This window comes from Micromonospora sp. NPDC048839 (genome assembly GCF_040649915.1).
Taxonomy (GTDB): domain Bacteria; phylum Actinomycetota; class Actinomycetes; order Mycobacteriales; family Micromonosporaceae; genus Micromonospora.
Window position 1 is genome coordinate 119,482 of record NZ_JBEZGL010000004.1, and the last position, 22,267, is coordinate 141,748.

Here is a 22,267-nt window from a genome sequence, read left to right on the forward strand (position 1 = left end):
ATCGAAAGGGAACCACCATGCTCTTCCCACCCGTCGCCGCACCGCGACTGTCCCGACGCGGCTTGCTCGGCGGCGCCGCCGCCGTCTCCGCCGTCCTGCTGAGCGGCTGCGGCGCTGACTCGACCCCGGTCACCGCCGCCTCAGGCCAGCCCAAGCGTGGCGGCCGGCTGCGGGCCGCGTTCGCCGGCGGCGGCGCCAACGAAACCCTGGACCCGCATCTGGCCAACCTGTTCAACGAGGCCTCCCGCGCCAAGGCGATGTTCGACAAGCTCGCCGACTACGGCCCGGACGTCTCCATCGCGCCCCGGCTCGCCGAACGCTGGGCACCCAGCAGCGACCTCACCCGCTGGACGATCACCCTGCGCCAGGCCACCTTCCACGACGGAAAGCCGGTCCGCGCCGCCGACGTCCTCTACAGCTACACCCGGATCACCGACCCGAAGCGGGCGTTCCGTGCCAAGGCCAGCCTCGACATGCTCGACCTGCCCAACAGCCGCGCCGTCGACGACCGCACCGTCGAACTGGCCCTCAAGCGGCCCTTCGCCGAGTTCCCCAACGCCCTCGCCGCGTTCGGCGCCTACATCGTCCCCGAAGGCGCCGACACCTTCGAGCGTCCCGTCGGGTCCGGGCCGTTCACCTTCGACTCCTGGCAGCCCGGCCGGACGCTGCTGCTCAAACGCCACGACGGCTACTGGGACGGTGCCGCGCACCTCGATGAGCTCGAGTACCTGATCAGCAACGAGGAATCCGCGCGGGTCAACGCCCTGCTCGCCGGGCAGGTGGACTACGCACACGACATCACCCCCACCACCGCGCGCACCCACACCAACAACGGGCGAATGAGCGTCACCCGGATGCCGAACAGCACCATGCAATCGTTCGTCATGAAGGTCGACCGGCCGCCGTTCGACAACCGCGACCTGCGCGAGGCCATGTTCCTGCTCACCGACCGCCAGCAACTGGTCGACACCGTCCTTGCCGGCTCCGGTCAGGTCGGCAACGACCTGTTCGGCAAGGGATACCAGTACTACGCCGATGACATCGCCCAGCGCACCCCCGACCTCGACCGCGCCCGGTTCCTGATCGACAAGGCCGGCGCCAGGGGTCTGCGCATCAAGCTCGACACGGCACCCGTGGCCAGCGGCTTCGTCGAGGCCGCCAGCGTCTTCACCGAACAGGCCAAGCAGGCCGGCCTCGTCATCGAAACCGCCATGGGAAATAAGGACACCTACTGGAAGGACATCCTCAACTCCGGTGTGCTGGCCTCGTACCGCTCCGGCGCCATGCCCATCGAAACGCACATCTCCCAGCGGCTGCTGACCAACTCCACCACCAACGCCACCCGGTGGACCCGCCCCGATTTCGACGCCCTCTACGCCAAGGCCATCTCCAGCGCCGACGAGGCGGCCCGCAGGCAGGCGTACGGCGATATGCAGCGCACCCTGCACGCCGAAGGTGGATTCCTCATCTGGGGCTTCGCCGACTTCCTCGTCGCCACCGCACCCCGCGTCGGCGGGGTGTCGGCCAACGCCCCGGCCAACACCCTCGACTGGGCCCGATTCGACAAGGTCTGGCTGGGGTGAACCTGCCCCGCTACGCCGCCGGGCGGCTGCTGCTCGGCCTCGGGCAGGTCGCCGGTATCGCCACCATCGTGTTCGTGCTCACCGAGGCGCTGCCCGGTGACGCCGCCGTGGTGATCGCCGGCGACCAGCCCGACCCGGCCCGCATCGCCGCGATCCGGGCACAGCTGCACCTGGACCAGCCGGCCTGGCAGCGCTACCTCGATTGGCTGAGCGACCTGCTGCGCGCCGACCTCGGAGTCTCGCTGATCTCGGCGCGGCCGGTCACGTACGGGCTCGCCGCCAGCGCGGGCGTCACCCTGCTGCTGGCCGCCGTGACCCTCACCGTGCTGGTGCCGCTGGCCGTCGCGCTGGGCATGCTGGCCGCCCGCTCCGAAGGCGGGCGCCTCGACCGGGCTGTGTCCGCGGTGTCGGTCGCGCTGTACGCGGTGCCGGAATTCGCCCTGGCGATCCTGCTCATCGCCGTCTTCGGTGTCCAACTCGGCTGGTTGCCACCCACCGCGTTCGGCGCCGACCTGCTCGCCCAGCCGTCCGTCCTTGTGCTGCCCCTGCTCGTGCTGCTCGCCCGGCCGATCTGCACCATCAGCCGGCTCACCCGCGCCGGGATGATCGATGCCCTGCGTAGCGAACACGTGCGCCACGCCCGACGGTTGGGTATCACCGGCGCCCGGCTCTGGCTTCGCCACGCACTGCCGGGCGCCTTGGCCCCGGTCGTGCAGCAACTGGCCCGGACCACGGACTGGCTACTAGGCGGCGTCATCGTCGTCGAAGCGGTGTTCGTCATTCCCGGCCTGGGCACCGCCCTGGTCGACGCCGTGGCGACCCGCGACATCCCCACCGTGCAGGCGCTGTGCGTCCTCATCGCCGTCAGCACGGTCGCGGTGAACCTGGCCGCCGACCTGGTGGCGTTCCGCCTCGCACCGCGGACCGGAGCGGTGCGATGACGCGACTGCGTACCCTCACCGGGGCAGTCCTGCTCACGGTGCCGCTCGCGGTGGCCGTGCTCGGACCGGTGCTGGCCGGCGAGCCGGGCGGCCGCACCTTCCCGTTCGCCGACGACGGGCCGCTCGGCACCGACTTCGTCGGCCGCGACGTCTGGCAGCAGGTCCTGCTCGGTGGCCGGTCCGTCGTCCTCGTCGCCCTCTGCGCCACGGCGTTGGCCTACCTCACCGGCATACCCGCCGGACTTCTCGCCGCGCTCACCCGCCGCCGGTGGATCGACGAACTGCTCATGCGCCCCCTCGACCTTGCTGTGGCCGTGCCGTCGTTGCTGCTGCTGATCTTGCTGGCCGCCACCGCGCCACCCGGACCCCTCACCCTCGTCGGCATCGTCGCGCTGATCGGCCTGCCGGAGGTCGCCCGCATCACTCGGGCCGCCGCGCTGCCCCTGGCCCACGGCCCTGCCATGGAGGCGATGCGCCTGCACCGCGAGACCTGGTGGCGCCGCAGCCTCGGTTACGTCGGTACCGGCATCCGCCGCGTGCTGCTCGCCGACGCCGGCGTCCGCTTCATCGGCGCGGTCTATCTGGTCGCCACCGCCAGCTTCCTGGGCATCGGCGTCAAACCCGACGCCCCCGACTGGGCCGTCATGGTCGACCGCAACCGGACGGGACTGTTCCTGCAGCCCTGGGCCGTTGCCCTGCCGGCCGCGCTCATCATCGCCCTGGCCGTCGGTCTCAACCTCGTCACCGACCGGATCCTGGCCACCCGCAGCACCACCCACGCGTACGACCCACCCGCAGCAACCGCGACCGACAACCGCCCGTCAGTGAACGGGCCCCTTGTCCAGGTGCAGCGCCTGTCCGCCACCGCCGACGGCCGGAACCTGCTCAACGGTGTCTCCTTCGACCTGCCCGCCGGCGAAGTACTCGCCGTCATCGGCGCCTCCGGCAGTGGCAAGACCACTACCGGCCGGGCACTGCTCGGCGAGGCCACACCCGGTGTCACCCTCGCCGGCACCGTCATCCTGGCCGGCCAGCCCGTGAGCCCGGCTCTGCCACCGAATCCGGGCACCGTCGGATACGTCCCGCAGCAACCCGCGGCAGCACTTGACCCGGTACGTCGCATCGGTTCGGTCCTCCACGAGATCGCCCGGTGCCACGCGTCCGGCGACAGCCGCACCGCCCGCCGGGGCACCGTGACCGCCGTACTCGAACGTGTCAGCCTGCCCAGCGACCGCCGATTCCTGCGCCGTTTCCCCCACCAGCTCTCCGGCGGCCAGCAACAACGCCTCGTCATCGCACACGCCCTGCTGGCCCGCGCCGTCCTGCTCATCGCCGACGAACCCACCACCGGACAGGACGCGCTCACCCGCAACGACGTCGCCCGGGAACTGACGAAGCTCGCCCGCGACGGCATAGCCGTCCTGCTGCTCAGCCACGACCTGCACCTCGTGCGCGCCATCGCTGACCGGATACTCGTGCTGCACCGCGGCACCACCGTGGAACACGGCCCGGCAACCGAAGTCCTCACCACACCACGACACCAGCACACCCGGGATCTGCTCGGCACGCCGCCGACCCGGCAGCCGGCCGGTGTCGTCGGGGACACCCCGCTGATGCACGTCACCGGCCTGAGCGCCGCCCACCGCGACGGCAGCCGGCACCGCGACGTCATCCGCGACGTCGACCTGGCCCTGCCCGGAGGGCAGTGCCTGGCGGTGGTCGGCCGGTCCGGTAGCGGCAAGACCACCCTCGCCCGCTGCATCGCCGGCCTACACCCCACCCGCACCGGCCACCTGACCCTTTCCGGGCACCCCCTGGCCCCGCACCTCGATCGACGCAGGGAGCACGAACTCGCCGCCATCCAGTACGTGTTCCAGGACGCCCGCGCCAGCTTCAACCCCTACCGCCCGGTCCTCGACCAAACCGCCCGCCCCGCACAACGGCTGCGCGGCGCGACCCCCGAGCAGGCACGCAGAACCGCCCTCCAGCTCCTCGAACGGGTCGGCCTGGCAGAGCACACCGTGACCCAGCGTCCCGACCGGCTCTCCGGCGGCGAACTGCACCGCGCAGCGCTGGCCCGCGCGCTCGCCAGCGAGCCCCGTGTGCTCATCTGCGACGAAATGACCGCCGGGCTCGACAGCCTCACCCAGCACCACATCCTCACCCTGCTCGACGACCTGCGGCGCAGCCTGCAACTGACTCTCATCGTCATCAGCCACGACCGCGACGTCGTGGCGTGCCTCGCCGACCACATCATCGTTCTCGACCACGGAACCGTCGTCGACCGTGGCCCCGCCGCCGCACTGCTCACCGACACACAACATCCACTGACCCGCGCGCTTCTCCACCCCGACGCGGCAACCGCCACGGCACCAACGCACTCATGACCGGAGGAATCATGCAACAGCACCGCAGCGTCGGGCCGTACGAGCTCCAAGCGGCCGAGCACCGGCACGTCGACGGGGCGCGCAGCGTCATGCTCGACACCTTCTACCGCGACTTCGGCTACGGCTACCGGTCCGACTGGCACCACGACGTCATCGACCTCGCCGGCACCTACCTCGATCCCGACCACCATGCCCTGTTCGTCGCGACCAAGGGCGACGAAGTCGTGGGCACCACCGCTGTGCGCGCCGCCGCGCCAAAGAGCCCACCCCACCCGCGCTTCCTCGTTGAGCGCTATCCCGAGGAAACCACCGCGCAGCTGTTCCGGGTCTACGTGCGGCCTGAGCACCGACGCTGCGGCCTGGCCCGGGCACTCGTCGGCCTGGCCATTGAGTTCGTCACCCGTCAACCCCGCTATCAGGCGCTCTACCTGCACACCGACACCCGTATCGACGGCGCCGAAGCGTTCTGGCGGAGCATGGCTTCGCCGATCTTCGACCCGCGCGACGGCCGTGACGACACCTATCAGGCCGTCCACTTCGAGATCGCGCTGCCCGGCCGCCTTCAGCCGCACCGGGATGAAGACGTGGAGGCTGCGTCTCCGCGTTCGGCCGCTGACCATGGGCCCGATCAATCGCCGACAGAATTCGACCGCGTGGCCGGTCGCAGCACACCGCCTGCACCACCAACTCCCGGCCGGCCTCCGGCGCGATTGCCGGGCCCGCGTTGACGACGGCGTTCCAGTCGGGTTCGGTGGTCCTGTGCCCGAGGAGTCCTGGAAGGACATGTCCGGTCCGGCTGAACCTGGCCAACGTTCAGAGCTGTGACCAGCGGTTGGACAAGATGGCGTGGACGGACAGGCACGGCCTCGTCCGGACCTACTTGGCCAATTGCCTGTGGTCGTCCTCGTCGACCCACTCGGCGCGCACAGCGGCCCGGTGATGGGGTCAGCGGGTTTTCTGGAACCAGGCGGCGACCAACTCCAGCGGGCGGCGGCGACCGGTGAACATGGTGACCGTGTTACGGAGGTCGTAGGTCTGGCGGGCATCCGTGGGCGTGGTAATGAGGCGGTTGAGCATCAGGGGGGCCAACCAGAAGTACTTCGCGGCGCCGGTGAGTTGGATGGCGCGGCGGACGGTGGCGGCGTCCACCGCGCCAGCGAGGCCGCGAAGGTAGCCGGCGGTGACCACTTCGACGACCTCGTCGATCAGGACCAGATCGACCAGGCCGTCGAAGAACGTGTCGAGGATGAGGTTGGCGGCGTCCTCACCGAGTGGACCTGGGCCGACGAAGCTCCAGTCCAGCAGCACCGGCCCCGAGTCGTCGACGATCAGGTTCGTCGGCCAGACGTCGTGGTGGCAGAGGGTGCGGGGCAGCTCATCCGTGGCACGCAGCACGTCGTACCGGCCTAGCCAAAGCTCTCGTAGGCTGGTCCGGAGTTCGTGCGGCCAGGCGGAGGCCGCGGTGGGATGGTCCCAGGGGATCGGTTCCGTGACGGGGCGGGTCGTGGTGTAGTCGCGCAGCCAGTCGCGGGACAACCATGGCTCGGTGGGGCGCTGGCTTAACCAAGACGCGTGCCCAGCGCCGAGCCGCTCGGCGAAGTCGCCCAGCATCGCGGGCGTTGCCGCGGTGCCGGGCACGCCGTCGACGTGCTCCAGCCACAGCGCGACCGACCCGTCGGGCCGGTCCGTCCACTCCAACAGGGCCGGAGCGCGGATGCCGGCCGCCGAATAGGCAGTCTCCGCCAGCCCATCGCGGTAGGCCAGGGCTTCTCGCTGCCAGTAGTTCCAGTGGCCCTGGTCGGTGCTCGCCGCCCAGTGCGCGGGCACCCCGTTCCGGCCAGGCGGGGCCGCGATCTTCAAGATCGTATTCCGGCCATCGCGGTTCACCCGCCAGATACCACCGGTCGCCCCGTTGAGTGAGTTATGAGTCAGCAGCTCGGCCTCGGACTGCCGCCCTATGAGATCACCAGGCGGGTTCATCAGCCCATCCTATGTAGCGCTCTCAGCTGGACGCTGGCCAACCACCGGGCGTGGTCACCCTCTGGGTAGACGCGACTACCCGGCTAATTGGGCGATGTCGTTCTCGTCGAGCGGGATCTATGTGGGTGCCCCACCGCGTGGGCTCGGTGCGTAGTGGAGGTGCAAGAGGTTGCGGTGGCCGGGTCCCGGACGTTGCGGGGCTGGTAGGTGCTGCGCCCGGCGGGACTGTCTGGGGGCACGGGTGCTTGAGGGCCGGCGGGAGCCCGCGATGGGGGAACGGGCTCCCGGGCGGGACCGATCCGAAGCGGTCGGTGCCCGGCGCTGTCAGGGCCGGGCGGCGCTCACTCGCGGGCGCCGGCCAGCTCCACCGGGCGGGTGCGCAGCGCACTGGCGGCGGGCAGCACGGAGGCGACCACGGCGACCACCACGCACGCCCCCAGCGTCGCCGCGAGCGTCTGCCAGGGCAGCACCACGCCGGACCAGACTGACAGGGCGCCCAGCGAGCCCCAGATGCCCAGGAGGTTGACCGCCGTCACGATCGTGCCGAGCACCGCGCCGACCACCACAACGGTCATCGCCTCCACGGCGACCAGGATGAGGGTCTGCCGCTTCGTCGCACCGGCGAGGCGCAGCACTGCGAGGTCGCGTACCCGGTCCGAGGTGGCCATCACCATGGTGTTGCCCAACGCGATGCCGGTGTAGATCAGCGCGATGCCGAGCACCACCAGGTAGCCGACGCGGGTCTGGCGGCTGTTGCTCGGGTACTCCGACTGGATCCACTCCGCCCGGGTCTGCACCTCCGCGCCGGTGGGCTGCAGGGCGGCCCGCACCGCTGCGGTCCCGGCGCTCGCGTCGGCGCCTGCGGCCCAGGTGACCTCCAGCCGGTCCGGCGCGACCCCGGGGGCGTTGCGCGGGGTCACGTAGACGCCGTTGTTGCCGGTGCCGGCGGCGATCACGGCCGCGATCCGCAGCGACCTCTTGGTGCCGTCGCCGAGCCACACGTCGACCTGCTCGCCGAGGGTGTGCTGCGCCCACTCCGCGTTGACGACGATGCTGCTGTCGTCGAGGTCGGCGATGTCGCCGGCTCGCACCGGCAGCTTGCGCGCCGCGGTGAGCTCGCCCGGGTCGACGGCTTGCGCGTCCGAGCGGATCAGCGCCGTGCCCTCCTCAAGGTGGTAGACGGCGGTGGCGGCGCGGGCCATTACCCTGGCTCCGGGCACCTGGCGGACCTGCGCCACCGTCTGGGCGGCGAAACCCCCGGCGGCGTCGTCGGCCTGCACGATCAGGTCGGCGCGGGTCTGCTCCCGGATCTCGTTCGCCTTCGCCTCGTTGATGGTCGCCGTCGCACCCAGCAGCGAGCCGGCCAGCGCCACGGTCACCAGCACGGGCGCCGCGACCGCCGCGGTGCGGCGCACGCCGGCGGCCGCGTTCTCGCGAACCAGCATGCCGGTGGCGCCGGGCAGTTGGGCCGGGAGCCACGCGAGCAGCCGGGTCAGCGGCCGTACGAGGATCGGCGCGAGCAGCGCCACCGCGGTGATCAGCAGCATCGGCTGGGTGGTGTACGTCTTGCGGTGCAGCGCCTCGCCCGGGTCGACGAGCAGCCGCCAGACGAGCATGCCGAGCCCGGTGGCGAGCAGGCCGGCACCGAAGATCCAGCGCCCCAGCGTCATGGCCCTGGTGTCCACCGAGGCCTCCCGCAGCGCCTCGACGGGACGGATGCGCCCCGCCCGCACCATGGCGACCGTGACCCCGCCGAGCGCGACGAGCAGCCCGGTCCAGAACGCCACGTGGTACGGCCAGGTGTACGCCCCGATGGTGAACCACGGGGGTGCGAGCTGTTCGTCGACGAGCAGGCCCGCGAGCCACGGGGCGCCGTACGAGCCCAGCACACACCCGGCGACCGAGGCGAGCACGCCCACCACCACCGCCTCCATGAACATCATCGAACGCACCTGCCGCGGGGTGGCGCCGGCGGTGCGCATCAGCCCGATCTCGCGGCGCCGCTGGGCGACGGCGAAGGCGAAGGTGGACGCCACCACGAAGACGGACACGAACGTGGTGACACCGCCCGCGGTGCCCAGCAGGGCGTTCATGGCGATGAGGGCGTCGCGGTCGCGGTTGGGCTCCGGGTCGGCCTTGCGCCGGTCGCTGCCGGTGAGCACCTGGACGTCCGAGCCGGCACCGAGCACCGCACGCACCATCTCGGGCGCCGCCTGCACGACCAGGTTGTCGATGCGCGGCGACAGTTTGGCGGCCTCCGCGTCGGCGAAGAAGATGGCCTCCTCGAAGCGGGCGGGCGCGGTCACGCCGGCGACCGTACGCGTGCTCAGCCCTGCCGGGGTGCGCACCGGCACCGCCGTGCCGACCAGGGACGCGTCGCCGGGGAGCACCACCTCGGCGGGCTTGCGGGGCTCGTGCCCGGCGGTCAGCCGGTATCCGCCGAACGCGGCGATCGACCACGGGTGCCCGACCAGGCCGTCGTCGCCGCCGGGTCCGGCCACGCGTACGGGGAACGACCGGTCGGCGACCGTGGGGGCCTTCGCGGCGAGCGCCGTGGCGACCTCGGGCGCGACGCCGCGCGGCTGGGCGAGCGGCTGGGTGCGGTCACCGATCGGCGAGGGCACCCGCAGTTGGTCGGCACCGCGCACCACGACCGGCGCGCCGGCGAGGCGCTCGGGCTTCTGGTCGGGGGCGTCGATGGTCGACGCGAGCCCGAGGCCCATCGTGGCGATCAGCGCCACGCCCAGCGCCAGCGCGACGAACGTGCCGACGAGCGTCACCCAGCGGGTCCGCAGGGTGCTGAGGGTCACGGTCAGCATGCGACGGTCTCCATCTGGGTCATCCGGGCGGCGACGGCCTCGGCCGTGGACGCCTCGAGCTCGCCGTTGAGGTGGCCGTCGGCGAGGAAGACGACGCGGTCGGCGTACGACGCGGCGACCGGGTCGTGGGTGACCATCACGATCGTCTGCCGGTGCTCGTCCACCATGGCCCGCAGCATCGTGAGGACCTCGCGGCTGGTGGTGGAGTCCAGCGCGCCGGTGGGCTCGTCGCCGAAGAGCACCTCGGGCTGGGTGATCAGCGCCCGGGCGATCGCGACGCGCTGCTGCTGGCCGCCGGACATCTCGCCCGGCCGGTGCTTGGCGCGGCCCGCGAGCCCGACCTGGGCCAGCACGTCCTGCACCTGCGAGCGGCCGGGCCGGCGCCCGGCCAGCCGCAACGGAAGCGCTACGTTCTGCTCGGCGGTCAGCGCCGGCAGGAGGTTGAAGGACTGGAACACGAAGCCGATGCGCTCGCGGCGCAGCAGGGTCAGTTTCGTCTCGTTGAGCGTCGTCAGGTCCGTCTCGCCGAGCAGCACCGAGCCGGAGGTCGGCCGGTCGAGGCCGGCGGCGCACTGCAGCAGCGTCGACTTGCCCGATCCGGAGGGGCCCATGACGGCGGTGAAGGTGCCCCCGGTGAAGGACAGGGAGAGGTCGTTCAATGCGGTCACCGCTCCGTCGCCCGCGCCATAGGTGCGGGTGACGTTGCGGAGCCGGATCGCGTCACGGGTCATGGTGCAACCTTGGTGTACGGCGAGGCTGCGCACAGCCCCGGGGGAGCGAGTCTTTTGGGGTAGTGCTAGCGATATCGGGAAGGGGCACCGGTGTCGGGGGACGCCGGTGCCCCTTCGTGGCCTGCCGTGGTTTCTCGGTGGCGTGCCTTGCCAGTCGGTTGTCATGATGCGACGGTGATCGACGATCGGCTGCTGGGCCGCGCTCGGCGGCTCTGGGTCGGCCTGGCTGGCGTGCCGGTCGTCTTCAAGGACTGGGCCGTCGATGTGACCGTCTCTCCAGGGTCGTTGCTGTGCCCAGCGGGTTGGGTAGGCATCGTTGGTCTCGGTAACGCTGTGATCGCTACTGCCCCGGACGAGGACGCTGCCGAGATCGTGCGGCGGGCTCTGAGTGATCTCCCCGTGATCGCCTTGATCGACGCGGTGGCAGTCGGTGGCAGGTTGCCGGTGGCCGAGGTTTTGGGACCTGCGACGTTGGCTTACTGCGAGATCGCCGGTTTCCGCCCAATCGCGTCCCGCGCCGTGGAGGTGGTCCGGGCGGACGGGAGCGATGTGGAAGGGTTGCTGACGCGTGTGCCGGCTGAAGACGCCGCTGAGTCGGGCCTGGTCGAGATCACGTCACCGGCGTTTGTGGTGCGTGCCGGGCTGGACGTGGTCGCGGCGGCGGGCTATCGAATGTGGCCTGGCAGTACTGCCCATGTCAGCGTGCTGACCGTCCCAGCGGTGCGTGGGCGTGGGCTTGCGCGGGTGGCAGCCACGGCCGCTGTCACCCACGCGCTGGAAGCCGGTCTGATGCCGCAGTGGCGGGCTCGCCCACAGGCGTCACGTCGGGTGGCTCGAGCGCTCGGGTTCCGAGAGTTGGGTTCGCAGTTGAGTGTCCGCCTCCTGCCGGCAGGCGCGGCCGAAGGCGTAGACACCCTCGCCCGCCTTGGCTGACGACCCGAGTGCCAGCTCGTCACTCATCTCTGCCGCGACTGGCGGAGGTAGCCGGGCGAACTACGTAGTCGTAAGCGCGGAACGCGGTGCGCAGCCGTTCCTGATCGGCAGTCACACGTCGGCGAAGGAGATCCAAACCCTGCTTGACCGGCCGTACAGCTGCCCCGAAGACACGGTTCTGCCGACGCTGTGAGCAGCCTTACCGCTGATCGCGTCCGTGCTGTCGACCGTCCCTGACACGTACGTCCTACTGTCGTGGGATGAGTTCCCCTGCTCGTCCTCCCTTGCCGCCCGACGTCGACCCCCACCTGTGGTTCGAAACTGAGCAGTGCGGACGGCACTACCTGCTCGACGGCAACCCGCACACCTCCGCCGGCCGCATGGACGCCTACTGCGCGGAGCGCGGCATTCGTACCCGGGTGTCGAAGGGGGAGATCCGCGACTGCTCCGAGCAGACCCGGTACTTCGTACGCGGGTTCCTGTCCGGCAGTGAGCTGGCCCCGCCGGAGTCGCGCGACGGCACCGAACCGGCCTATCTCGCCTGGCGCGAGGCGGCCGCTCGTTTCCGAGACACCGGTTCCTGGGTCGACATCGACGCTGCCGGTGACGTTGCTACCGCCCCGACGGAGGACACCGAGGCGGAGGAACTCCCCGACGAACTGCGGGCCTTGGTGCGAGATGAGGCGACGGTGCGGGTGGCGCTCGTGGTCGACGTGCCGAACAGTGCTGCGGACCGCGCCGTTGAGGTGGCCACCACACTCGCCGAACGGGTGGGCAGGCGGACCTGTGACGGCCCCGGCCCCGTCGAGGTCAGTGGGCCGGTGTCGATCACCCGGGTGTACGCGCTGGTCGGCGTCAGCGGACATCGCCCCTGGGTGGCGGTGCAGACGGCGATGACAGCACTGGGCCGCAGCGGCTGGTCTCCTGCGACCGCGGTCGAGGGCGAGCAGTACGTGACAGCGGAGTTCCAGGCGCACCGCAAGCTCAACCGAGGGCTCGACGCGCTGGGAGTGAGCGCGGTGGAAATTCATGCCGGGTACGGACTGGGCCACGACCCGTCGCGCACGCCGGACAACCGGTGGCAGGGCGAGTGACGACGGCGGTCGTGGCGGGCGGCCGAGGCACCCGTGTCCAGCCACTGCGCATGCCGCAGCACCATGGCCCGGTACGTGCTCAGCGTCTCGAACAGGTCGACCTGGTAGTCGAGAGTCGCGATGAAGCGCCCGCGCTGTTCGGCGTCGCGCCAGGTCGCCGGTTCCGTGGCGGCGACCAGGGTCGCGCCCCGACCGGCCTCCGTCCTCGACGTGCGGAAGCTGGCGGCGAGCGCCGTCTGCTACCGGGAACTCCTGGTACAGCGGATGGCCGGGTGACACCTCGCGTAGCAGTTCGTGGCTGATCGCTCGGGCCTGCTGTTGCTCGGCGTCGCCGGGAGCCCGCAGATCCCACCGGGGACCACGAAGGACCACATGTCAGGCAGGCCGGCCGCCGGTCAGGCAGCGATCCGGGTTCGGCTTCACCCGTCGCGACCTGCTGCTCATGCCTACCAGCGCGGCATTTGTCACCGTCGGTGTCGCGCATTTCCGCGACGAACCTCTCCCCGGTCTGGGTGCCATCGTGTTTGGGGGCGCGTTCCTGCTGCTGCGGCTCATCAGCGTGCTGAGCGGCCGTGTGGCGATGCGCGTCGACGCGGCTGGGGTCACTCTGGATCAAACGCCGCCCTGGCCGTCCTCACGCACCGCGGTGGTGCCGTGGTCCGACCTTGAGGCTGTCGTGCTGTGGACGCAACAGGCCGGCCCGGCCACGGTCTCGTACGTCGGCTTGCAGCGGCGCACCGGCTCGCCGCCGCTGCCGGGCTCGGCGCGTTCGCGTCGCCTGTGGCGGATGAACAAGGCGCTCGTCCCGCACGTGCCACCGGCCGTGATCGCCGACAGCCGGCCGACAACGTTGTGGCGGCTGCACCGTCCGAGTCTTGCGGCGGCGGTGCGCCACTTCGCACCTGCGGTGGACATCGTCGACGTGGGCTGAGGGTTCGTCGCCAAGTGAGCGAAGGCCTCAGGCTGGGAGTGATCAGAGCGCGTCTGTGGTTGGCGACTACGCGTGGCAGGATGCGCCCGTGCGTCCCCGGCTGTTTCTCCTTTCTGCTGCGGCTCTGTGCACCGCCGTCCATGTGGCAGGCGTCCTGACCGCCCGTCCGATCTGGCGTTACGCGGAGCTGTTGAGCGTCGGTTTCCTCCTTGCCTGTGCCGTGGTCAGCCGATCGCCGAGTTCCCGCTGGCCGCTGGGGGTAGCCCTCGCGGTCCTGCTCGTGGACGCGGTCCGGACGATGCCGGCGGCTGCGGGCAGCGATGGCGGCGGCTGGCAGGTGCTCGTGCCCGGCTCGGCCGGGGAGGCACCGTCCGCGTTCGAGTCGGGTCTCTCCCTCTGTTGGCCTTCGTTGACCGCGGTGCTGGTGCTGCTCGTTGCGTGGCGCCGCGGTGGCTGGCATCGGCAGACGGCGGCGCCCGCCGGCGTGGTGGCTGCGCTGATCACCGGCTATGCGGCCTTCCGTATGGTCAGGATCTGGCGTGCCGTTGCTGCTGCACCTCCGCGCACGGCCGGCACCGAGGTGGCCGAACTGATGATGGCCGTGAGCATGGCGGTCCTGCCGCCCCTGGTCCTCGGGATTACCGCGCTGGCACTCGCCTCGGCGCTCGCCGGCCACGGTCGACGGCTCGCCTCGATCGGTGCGACGATGCTGGCCCTCATGGCGCTGCCGCTGATGGACACAAGCATTGGCACGGTCGCGATGCCCCTGTCTGTCGGCAGTGACAGCGGCTTGTTCGCCTGGGTTGGCATCACGCCCACCCTGTCCATGCCGCAACCGATGGGGGCGCTGACGGCGGTGGTCGAACTGACCGCGTACCTGCTGCTCGTCGCCGGCCTTACTGATACGCCCGATCCGGTGGATGCGTCGCCGGCTGAGGCTTGAGAGCGTCGGCGTTGGTGGAAGACGGGCGGAGCCGATGACCCCGTCGCTGGCCGGGTCGGCTGTCCGGCGACGCCGCCGTGCCGCCAAGATCTTTAGGCATGTTTTCTGGGTATGGGCCGTTGAACGCGGCGACGGAGCGGCGCTGTCGAGCATTGCGTCGCAGCGACGGCGGGCAGGCGTGCGGGGTCAGATTCGGTGAGTGCGAGCAGGGCGCAGCATGTTCCGGCCGCCGCGAGCGGTAGGCGGTGGGCGGTAGATGATCATGTTGGGGTGGGCAGCGTCGTGCAGGTGCGCAGTTCGCGCTGGCGTGGGCGCCTGTGGCGACTTCTACGACCGCGAACCTGGTTCTAACGCACTCTGGCGCAAATCCGGCCACGGCGAATGTGCCCGTTGTCGGTATAGCCGCCGCCAGTTCCTTGACGAGGTGTCGTAGCTCCTCGACACCGGGGAAGGCGCTGCGGTGGGCATGGCGCGGCCGTGGGCCGATCGCCGGCTGCCCTCGGTACGAACTCGCACCATTCCTTCGCTCTGTGCGAGGCTTCGTCGGGTGAAGGTTGCTCAAGAGACACTGGACGCTGCGGCGGCGGATTCGAACTCTCCAGCGTGGGAACGAATCTGGAAGGGACAGTCGCCTGATGGCACTTGGGATCTCCCAGAGCCTGCCATCCTGCCCTGGCTGGCTCGGACCTGCTCGGCATTCTCCCGGCACGAACGGGTCGAGGTCCTGGGCCTCGCGGGGGTGGTCGCACGGACGGCCGACGCCGCGAGCCGCACGTTGTACGCCCAGGAGATCGCCACCTTACGCGCGCTCGCCTGTGATGGTCTGGCGGACGAGGCCTTTCCCGATTTCACTTTCGTGGGTCTACAGCAGGCAGTTCTCGGTTTGGACGGTGACAAAGTCTGGAGCTCAGAACTGGGTTGTATCAACGGCGGTGAGGCCGAACTGGAATGCCCAGCGTGCGAGAGCGAACTACTCCTCTGCCTGGAGCCTGGGGAATCCACCATCGAACCGGGCCTCTCCTCAGAATTGGCCGAACGCTTGCATGCCGAGGCCGTGCAGGCGGGTCGCGAATTCGTGGCGACCTCCCTCACGAAATTGTTCGGCCGTTTCACCTGCCCCGAGTGCTGCACCACGTTCAATATTGCCGACCAGGTGGCAAGCGGTATAGCTGAATAACGCATGCGTCCTCTTCCGCCGCCGTCCGCTCAGGATAAGCTTGGGATGCCGCGATGAGGAATGGCTATCGTGCCCGGTCCTCCGTCACAGCCCATCTGATACGCAGGTCGGCCCAGTGCAAGGCGTCTTGCGCCCAAGCCGCCGCGCGCTTGGGCTGGCCGACGATGAGTCGCTCAAGGTGCTCCTGCACGAAGGAGGCATCGGCAAGGGCCGCGACTACGTCGTTGGCGAACACCGGACCAGCATGCCGCAAGTGCGAACGAGGCGATCCCCTGGAGGTATCGCGCTCCTCATGGCGCGATCCCGCGCGACTGCGGCTGAAGCGTCAAAACCTGGTTGAGCCGTTTCGGGAGCCCGCTCACGATGAGCGGGCTCCCCGGAGCCTGGCCCGGCTCGACGGTGCTGCCATCCCTGGATCAGTGACGTGCGGTACCGGCGCCGCACGGTTGGGCAGGCCGGCCTCCGAGGTTGGTGCTTCCAAGCCCTGGCAGGAGAGGTCGTACCGCACCGGTTGTTCCTGCGCCGATCGGCCACCGCAGCCCAGTTCCGGGCCGGGGATCGGGGGAGCAGGTGGGTCCGTGCGCGCCGTCCACGTGGTGCGGACGACGCGCACGGTGCAGGATCGAGGGTCAGAAACTGCCGGCCTTGACGTCGGCCACCGTCACGCGGGAGACCTTGAAGGTTTCGGCAATGGAGGTTCCCGTCTCCGGTGAGTCCATCATGGAGCTGATCGGTACGCCGTTCTCGGCGTTGATGATCAGCACCTGTTGGGTGGCGTCCGTCCACACCTTGGCGGTGATGGTCAGGGTGGGCTGCCCGCCGGTCGTCGAGTCCGCGACGGTGACACCGGGGATGGTGGAGGCCAGGCGAAGCACGCCCGCCCGTACCTTCGGGTCGCCTCCCCCTGCGGAGAGCACGTCGACGCTGTTGACCCAGACGTGGTTGGCGGCGATGCGCTCGCGGTCCTCATCCGTGAGCGGAGACGGGTTCGCGACCCCCTTCTGCCGGAGGATCTTCATTCGCTCCTCCTCGGCGCCGGCCGGGGGCTTCCCCTCGTCGTACACGGAGTTGATCATTTGCTCTCGGGCTTCGGCGAGGTCGCCGGTTGCCGCGTTCCGCGCCGCCGCCACCCCACGGGTGTGGAAGCCGTTGCCGAGGTTCTCGCCACGAGCGATCACCCGTGGGAGTTCGTTCCTGGCCTCCGTGTAGTAGTACTCGCCGCTGTCGGTGTACAGGTGGTACCGGGTACGAGATGGCACGGTGCCCCGACGGACATCGACCTTCTCGATGATCAGCGACGCGTCGCCCGGCAGCGAGGCGTTGTCCGCGGTGAGGTTCGCTGCCAGGGACACGAGCTTGATGTTGCCTGCCGGTGCTGCGGAGGCGGCCCCGGCGTGATTGTCCGGGCCGGTCGGAGCCGGGACCGTGCCGGATCCCGTGGCCATCGGCAGGGCAAGTGCGAGAGCGGCCACGGCCGCGACGCCACCGCCAGCGGCCAGGCCGAGCATCTGGCGGTTGCGTCGCCGGGCCCGGCCACGCTGCTCGATCGCCTCGACCGGGCGATCCATCTGTACGTCGGAAAGGGTCTGCTTCACCGCGTCCCACACCTCATTGTCATTCATGATCGAATCTCCTAACGGGCTGCGGGCGCGAGCTGCCCCCGCAGGGTTGCGGTGGCACGGGACAGATGGACGGCTACGGTTTGGGCGGAGATGCCCAACACCGCAGCCACGGACCTGGTGTCCAGGTCGAGCCAGATACGTAGCACGACCACCTCACGCTGCCGCTGTGGCAGCCGGCGAACGGCGGCCAGCAGGGCGTCATTCGTGTCGAGGTTGTCCTCGATGAGGGACGCTCGCTCGTGGCCGTCGAGGGCCACCTCCCGCCGGCGTCGCCGCCACCAGGACACCCGGATGTTGAGGGCGGTGCGCACCACCCACGCCGCGGGTGCCGGGTGCTGGCTCACCTGTCGCCAGGAGGCCCAGGCTCGCGCGTACGCCTCAGCGACCAGATCCTCGGCCAGCGCGCGATCGCCCGTACCAGCTAGTACGGCGCGCAGGCAGTTGTCCCGGGAGCGCTGATAGAAGTCCGCGAAGTCCGTCCGGTCTCGTTCCACAAGGGGATTACGCATCAGCGCCCCGATCCATTTACCCCCACAGAAAAATCTTTCGTTGATCATGAGGTTAGCGGTGACAAATGGGTTGAACCCTACTCGAACCTCATGATCAACGGTCTGGCGATCAGTTGGTGCCGGGCGGAGCACGCGTGGGGAACCCGAAGCCCTGCGGCCGGAGCCGCGAGGGTGTCGGAGATGATCAGGGCACAGCTTCTGACCACCGCCCTGTCCAGTCAACCGGCACTGCACTGCCTCGTGGCGATGCGACCCGACTTCCTCTCTGCCGAGTCGCAGCTACCTCTTCAGCGGCTCTGCGTCGAGTCCGCTGAGGGAGTCGTCACCCTTGACCAGTACGACCGTGCCGGGAGGGTCGGCGGGCTCTGGCCGACGCCGATGAGCACCGCCCGAGGTGACAGGGAGCCGCAGGATCAGTGCCGCCAGTCGCCTAAGGTGCGGGGAAGGCTGCCCGGCTCGCGGGCTCGACGAGCGGCAGCCCGGAAGGCGACGGATACTCGCATGATGACTGGACCGGATCTCGACCCCGAACAGTATCCGCCCATCGACCCGCGTGAACCGGTTCCAGACGACGCGGGCGACCTCCTGCCTGGCGCGCCGGACGAACTGCCCGAAGCCCCGGCCGAACCGATGCCAGACGACGGTGGCAACGCCGGCGGTGTGCGCGAGCCGGCATAGATCCGTCCGCCGTCGAGCGCGACACCAGCCCGACCCCCGATACCGGCGCTCAGGGCGTCTGCGGACGTCAATGATGAACAAGATGCCCCACGCCGTCGGGTGTCTCACCGGGGAAGCTACCTACGCTCAGGGCATTTCGGGACGGCATTGGCCATGCCCGGCAACGAAAACTGGGGTGAACCCGGTGGTAGCAGGGGCCCAGATCGTGTGCTCCTGACGACCTGAACCCCGAGCAAGGTCAGTAGCCGTTACTCGGGCCGCGGCGGCGCCGGCGATCAGTGTCCAAAGGTCGGGACGCGGCTCCGCCGCCGAGGTCAAGTACGGTGCCTTCGCGAAGAACCAGCGTGTCCTCGGTACCGAAAGGTTCGACGTGAGTGTGGTGAGCTAACAAGGGCATGGCAGGACGGAGGGCCTGAGGCTCCCTCGGCCCTCCATCGTGCTCTAGCGGGTGGCGGAGTAGGAGACACAGGTGAGTGAATCCCCAGCTGCGCAGTGGGCATGGGCCATGGCCCCACGTCGCGGCATGTGGTGTGTGACGTTCACCAAGGGCCGCAGCCCCGAGGATGTGCTGGTGCGATACGGCGCCGACCCACAGGCGGCACGTTCTCTCGACCATCACGCCAGCTCCCAGTACGGCGAAAGCCTGCAAGAGGGAGCGGTGCTGCGAGCCGGAATTCTAGCGACTTGGTCGTTCTGTCTCGAGGAGGAGAGCGTCGCAGGCGCCATGCCGGCCACATGTTCGGCACTGTCGGAGGGCACCGAGACCCTCAGCATCCTGCGCGGTGGTGACGGCATGAACATCTTCGCTCATTGGCGCGACAAGCGATGCGTCGAGCAGTTCGAGCCCGGCATGCCCAACACGAAACCCCAGCCGCCGCACCCATGGTGGGATTTGATGCACGGCCAACTTGCCACGCCTCCACCGCAGCGCTCGCGGCTGATCCCGGCTCTGGAGGCTGTCGCCGTATATATCGGCGCCCCGCTCGACTCCCACTCCGTTGACGGGCCGTTGCTCACTGCACGCCTCTCCGCCCAGCGAACCCACTCGCCGTCCCATCCTTACACCACTGACCGCCGTCCACCGGGACGCCTGCTCCGCAGGCCCGGACCGAATCCATCAGCGCCTGCTCAGGAAGGGCGCGCCCTCAACAATCTTAGTAACGGCCTGTAGCGCGGCGGTCCGAGCCAGGCCGGGCTCAGTCGAGCAGATAGCCGGGCGGGACCGCGTCGGTGAGCCAGACACCGTTGGCGCTGCGGTGGAACACGTGCCCGGCCGCGGCCATCGCCGCCGCGTCGATGGTGAGGATCACCACCCGACCGGCCCGTCGGGCGCCGACCCGGTGGGCGGTCTCGGTGTCGGCGGAGAGATGGACGTGATGCCGGCCGCCGCGGTGCAGACCGGTGGCCCGGATCGACTCCAACGCACCGGCGCCGGTGCCGTGATAGAGCCGGTCCGGTGGGGTCACCGGGGGCAGCCCGAGGTCTACCGGGACCGAGTGGCCCTGGTTGGCCCGGATCCGCAGCACCCCGTCGGTGCCGCGCTCGACAGCGAACCGCTGCTTGTCGTTGCCGGCGACGACCGCGTCCAACTCGGCCCGCTCGATCCGTAGGGCGGCGAGCAGAGCGTCGACGGGTGTCCAACCGGCCGGGTCGAGCACCAGGCCGGCCCGGTCAGGGGCGTGCCGGAGCGCCCTCGACATCCGTTTGCTCACTTCACCAGGCGCTCGCGTTCCACGGTGGCATTGTGGCCGATCCCCGTCGCTCGAATCGAGAGGTTTTCCGGCAACACCGAACCGGGTTCTCCCCGGTGGGCCTGGCGGGTACGGCCGGCAACGATCTGCTGCTGACCGGTGAGCATGGCCTCCGGGGTCGTCGCCCTGTGCACCACCTGAGCGGCCCCGGCCACAGCTCTCCGGCAGCAGCGGCAGGTGGGGATCCGACAATCGTCAGCCCCCACCTTCATCGCCGCATTCGGACAATTGAGCGATGCTGCCGGCGTCAGCGCCCGGTGGGCACGACGTTTGAAGAATGCCCGTTCTGCTCTTCGCGCTTCAGGCGCTTCGCAGTCTGCTTCTCCTTGGTCGTCTTACCCTTCTTCTTGACGTTCGCCTTGGTCGTCGAGTCCTTGGACATGATCGAACCTCCTGAAACAGGTAGGTGAACGTGCAACGTGGTACTCGCCTGATCGCGGCGTGCTGACAGAAGACCCACGCGGCGGGCGCGTAAGTCCTCCACTGCACGCCGACCCTACGCTGTTCCAGCTCCTGCCGACGGTGGGAAGTGCCTCGACGCCCGCCGGCCGGCGGAGATGCTCGTGAAATAGCACCTCCGTCTCGACCTCCACCGGAGTACCCCGGCACGGCCTTCAGCGTTACTGCGCCTCGGCGAACAGCCTCGCGATCCGCTGCACCCCATCGACCAGGTCGTCGTCGGCAAGCGCGTACGAGAAGCGGAAATAGCCCGGGGTGCCGAAGGCCTCGCCGGGGACAACCGCGACCTCCGCCTCCGTGAGCACCAGGTCGGCCAGCTCGGCGCTGGTGCTCGGGCGCCGCCCCCGCAGTTCTTGCCCGAGGATCCCCCGGACGGACGGGTAGGCGTAGAAGGCACCGCGCGGCTCCGGGCAGACGACGCCGGGAATCTCGTTGAGCATCCGCACGATCGTCTGTCGTCTGCGGTCGAACGCCGTCCTCATCTCCGCTACCGCGGTGAGATCACCGGACACCGCGGCGAGGGCGGCCGCCTGTGCCACGTTGCAGACGCCTGCTCGCGCGGGTAGACGGCACCGGCGGGGTTCGACGGTGAGACGAAGACCAGGAGCTTCGTACGACTGGTACGTGCGGCTTCCAACTGCGCGACGTTGGCCAGGTAGCCCGTTCCCTCACCCTCGTCGTTGTCCTGGACGCCGCCCGAGAGCAAGGCCAGCCAGCCGAGCGAGGCCACGACGATCAACCAGATCCCGAGCACCAGCGAGGCGGCTCGAATGGGCCGACTCGCGTTGATCTAGGCGTACCAAACCACCCCCCACGGCGGCTGCGGTCAGCAGCATCCACTGGCGCCAGGGGCAGGACGTGGACGTCCTGCCCTAATCGGGGCGAGTCTCCGACTCGGCAGTGCCGAACGGGTTGTCGATGATGTACCGCCAGCGGCCGTCGGGACCGCGGCGGGCCACGTCGGTGGCGGTGCCTTCGATTTGTACGGGACGGCCGTCGCGATCGGTGCCGTCAATGGTCCAGTCGACGATGAGCAGGGCGATGTCGTCGGCCACGTAGACGTGGCGGGGCCGTACGTCGATGGGGAGCCCGAGGTCGAGGAAGCGCTGATTGGCGGCGATCCGGGCGGCACCGGTGACGGGCTGACCTGGGACGGTGACGAGTAGGCCTTCGGGTTCGTAGACCTGTTCGACTGCGGCGACGTCCCCGGAGTTGAAGGCGTGGGCGAACACCGACGGGTGCTCAGCCGCGCTGTCGCTGAGTGGGACACTCTCGGAGTGGGTGTCGAGATCACGGGACATGCCGACAGTCAAGGCGCTGGGCGCGTAGGTAACCAAACGGTGAGAGGCGGCTGGGATCGTGACCTGGTGCCGGACCAGCGCGGCGCGACCCGCCGGCCGGAGCCCAGTTGCCCCGTCGAGATTGCCCTGGCCGCGGTGAGCGGCCGGTGGGCGACCCTGGTGTTGCGGGAACTGATGCACGGCCCACGATCGTTCGGCCGACTTCAGGCGGCGCTGCCCGACCTGAGCGCCAAGGTGCTCAGCGAGCGGCTCGCGGCACTCACCCGGCAGGGCCTGGTCGAGCGCGACCGCTCCCGCACCTTCCCGCCGAGTACCTGCTACCGCCTGACCCGTGCCGGCACGGAGCTGCGCCCACTGCTCGTCGAGCTCTACCGCACCGGTGACGCGCTGTTGCGCGAGCGGGCGTGAGAGTTCAGCCTCGGATCGGG

The 22,267-nt window shown here is 69.9% G+C and carries 21 protein-coding genes; 11 read left to right on the forward strand and 10 right to left on the reverse strand.

The features are described from left to right. The first annotated feature begins 17 nt into the window (after positions 1–17). From AB0C25_RS09385 to AB0C25_RS09400, 4 genes are read left to right on the forward strand one after another with little or no spacing between them, the layout of a single operon-like run. Positions 18–1,583, forward strand: a complete 1,566-nt coding sequence (locus tag AB0C25_RS09385) for an ABC transporter substrate-binding protein (protein WP_357371256.1) — start codon at positions 18–20, stop codon at positions 1,581–1,583. After that, a complete protein-coding gene (locus tag AB0C25_RS09390; protein ID WP_357371259.1) occupies positions 1,580–2,524 on the forward strand; it encodes an ABC transporter permease in 945 nt (314 codons plus the stop codon). Before AB0C25_RS09385 ends, AB0C25_RS09390 begins: the two co-directional genes overlap by 4 nt. After that, complete coding sequence (locus AB0C25_RS09395; protein ID WP_357371261.1) at positions 2,521–4,911, forward strand: ATP-binding cassette domain-containing protein; 2,391 nt, start codon at positions 2,521–2,523, stop codon at positions 4,909–4,911. Before AB0C25_RS09390 ends, AB0C25_RS09395 begins: the two co-directional genes overlap by 4 nt. After that, positions 4,908–5,639 (forward strand): GNAT family N-acetyltransferase, encoded by a 732-nt coding sequence (locus tag AB0C25_RS09400; protein WP_357371263.1) that lies wholly within the window; start codon positions 4,908–4,910, stop codon positions 5,637–5,639. The genes AB0C25_RS09395 and AB0C25_RS09400 overlap by 4 nt, the downstream gene beginning before the upstream one ends. Before the next feature lie 217 nt (positions 5,640–5,856). Here AB0C25_RS09400 and AB0C25_RS09405 read toward each other — a convergent pair whose 3' ends face one another. The 3 genes from AB0C25_RS09405 to AB0C25_RS09415 all read right to left on the reverse strand — a co-directional run bounded on the left by AB0C25_RS09405 (position 5,857) and on the right by AB0C25_RS09415 (position 10,441). Then, entirely contained in the window at positions 5,857–6,771 is a 915-nt protein-coding gene (locus AB0C25_RS09405) for a phosphotransferase (protein ID WP_357371266.1), read from the reverse strand. A gap of 461 nt (positions 6,772–7,232) precedes the next feature. Beyond that, complete coding sequence (locus tag AB0C25_RS09410) at positions 7,233–9,710, reverse strand: FtsX-like permease family protein (protein WP_357371268.1); 2,478 nt, start codon at positions 9,708–9,710, stop codon at positions 7,233–7,235. Continuing rightward, a complete protein-coding gene (locus tag AB0C25_RS09415; RefSeq protein ID WP_357371270.1) occupies positions 9,704–10,441 on the reverse strand; it encodes an ABC transporter ATP-binding protein in 738 nt (245 codons plus the stop codon). Before AB0C25_RS09415 ends, AB0C25_RS09410 begins: the two co-directional genes overlap by 7 nt. A 174-nt stretch (positions 10,442–10,615) precedes the next feature. On the opposite strand from AB0C25_RS09415, the gene AB0C25_RS09420 reads away from it, so the two are divergent. The 5 genes from AB0C25_RS09420 (at position 10,616) to AB0C25_RS09440 (ending at position 15,519) form a co-directional block, all read left to right on the forward strand. Beyond that, positions 10,616–11,374, forward strand: a complete 759-nt coding sequence (locus tag AB0C25_RS09420) for a GNAT family N-acetyltransferase (protein WP_357371272.1) — start codon at positions 10,616–10,618, stop codon at positions 11,372–11,374. A gap of 260 nt (positions 11,375–11,634) precedes the next feature. Further along, positions 11,635–12,468 (forward strand): hypothetical protein, encoded by an 834-nt coding sequence (locus tag AB0C25_RS09425; protein WP_357371274.1) that lies wholly within the window; start codon positions 11,635–11,637, stop codon positions 12,466–12,468. Between the two features lie 442 nt (positions 12,469–12,910). Then, entirely contained in the window at positions 12,911–13,399 is a 489-nt protein-coding gene (locus tag AB0C25_RS09430; RefSeq protein WP_357371276.1) for a hypothetical protein, read from the forward strand. Between the two features lie 88 nt (positions 13,400–13,487). Further along, on the forward strand, positions 13,488–14,342 hold the full coding sequence (locus AB0C25_RS09435; protein WP_357371278.1) for a hypothetical protein: 855 nt from the start codon (positions 13,488–13,490) through the stop codon (positions 14,340–14,342). A gap of 547 nt (positions 14,343–14,889) precedes the next feature. Then, positions 14,890–15,519 (forward strand): hypothetical protein, encoded by a 630-nt coding sequence (locus AB0C25_RS09440; RefSeq protein WP_357371281.1) that lies wholly within the window; start codon positions 14,890–14,892, stop codon positions 15,517–15,519. Between the two features lie 629 nt (positions 15,520–16,148). On the opposite strand, the gene AB0C25_RS09445 is transcribed toward AB0C25_RS09440, so the two are convergent. Together AB0C25_RS09445 and AB0C25_RS09450 are read right to left on the reverse strand one after the other, a co-directional pair. Then, on the reverse strand, positions 16,149–17,141 hold the full coding sequence (locus AB0C25_RS09445; protein ID WP_357371283.1) for a hypothetical protein: 993 nt from the start codon (positions 17,139–17,141) through the stop codon (positions 16,149–16,151). A gap of 11 nt (positions 17,142–17,152) precedes the next feature. Beyond that, positions 17,153–17,650 carry a sigma-70 family RNA polymerase sigma factor gene (locus AB0C25_RS09450; protein WP_357371285.1) on the reverse strand — a complete coding sequence of 166 codons (498 nt, stop codon included), beginning with the start codon at positions 17,648–17,650 and terminating at the stop codon, positions 17,153–17,155. A gap of 1,210 nt (positions 17,651–18,860) precedes the next feature. On the opposite strand from AB0C25_RS09450, the gene AB0C25_RS09455 reads away from it, so the two are divergent. Next, positions 18,861–19,499, forward strand: coding sequence for a DUF6461 domain-containing protein (locus AB0C25_RS09455; RefSeq protein ID WP_357371287.1), 639 nt, complete (start codon positions 18,861–18,863; stop codon positions 19,497–19,499). A gap of 25 nt (positions 19,500–19,524) precedes the next feature. Here AB0C25_RS09455 and AB0C25_RS09460 read toward each other — a convergent pair whose 3' ends face one another. The 5 genes from AB0C25_RS09460 to AB0C25_RS09480 form a co-directional block, all read right to left on the reverse strand. Next, positions 19,525–20,028: an RNA 2'-phosphotransferase gene (locus AB0C25_RS09460; protein WP_357371289.1), complete on the reverse strand. Its 504-nt coding sequence runs from the start codon at positions 20,026–20,028 to the stop codon at positions 19,525–19,527. 8 nt (positions 20,029–20,036) lie between these two features. Beyond that, positions 20,037–20,186, reverse strand: coding sequence for a hypothetical protein (locus AB0C25_RS09465; protein WP_357371291.1), 150 nt, complete (start codon positions 20,184–20,186; stop codon positions 20,037–20,039). Between the two features lie 140 nt (positions 20,187–20,326). Beyond that, positions 20,327–20,461 (reverse strand): hypothetical protein, encoded by a 135-nt coding sequence (locus AB0C25_RS09470; RefSeq protein WP_357371293.1) that lies wholly within the window; start codon positions 20,459–20,461, stop codon positions 20,327–20,329. A 238-nt stretch (positions 20,462–20,699) separates the two neighbouring features. Beyond that, the gene (locus AB0C25_RS09475; protein ID WP_357371296.1) at positions 20,700–21,077 is read right to left on the reverse strand and encodes an aminotransferase class I/II-fold pyridoxal phosphate-dependent enzyme; all 378 of its coding nucleotides are present in this window, start codon (positions 21,075–21,077) and stop codon (positions 20,700–20,702) included. A gap of 333 nt (positions 21,078–21,410) precedes the next feature. Next, on the reverse strand, positions 21,411–21,839 hold the full coding sequence (locus AB0C25_RS09480) for a DUF4440 domain-containing protein (protein ID WP_357371298.1): 429 nt from the start codon (positions 21,837–21,839) through the stop codon (positions 21,411–21,413). A 66-nt stretch (positions 21,840–21,905) separates the two neighbouring features. Here AB0C25_RS09480 and AB0C25_RS09485 point away from each other — a divergent pair, with 66 nt between their 5' ends. Next, positions 21,906–22,247, forward strand: a complete 342-nt coding sequence (locus AB0C25_RS09485) for a helix-turn-helix domain-containing protein (RefSeq protein ID WP_357371300.1) — start codon at positions 21,906–21,908, stop codon at positions 22,245–22,247. Positions 22,248–22,267 lie beyond the last annotated feature (20 nt).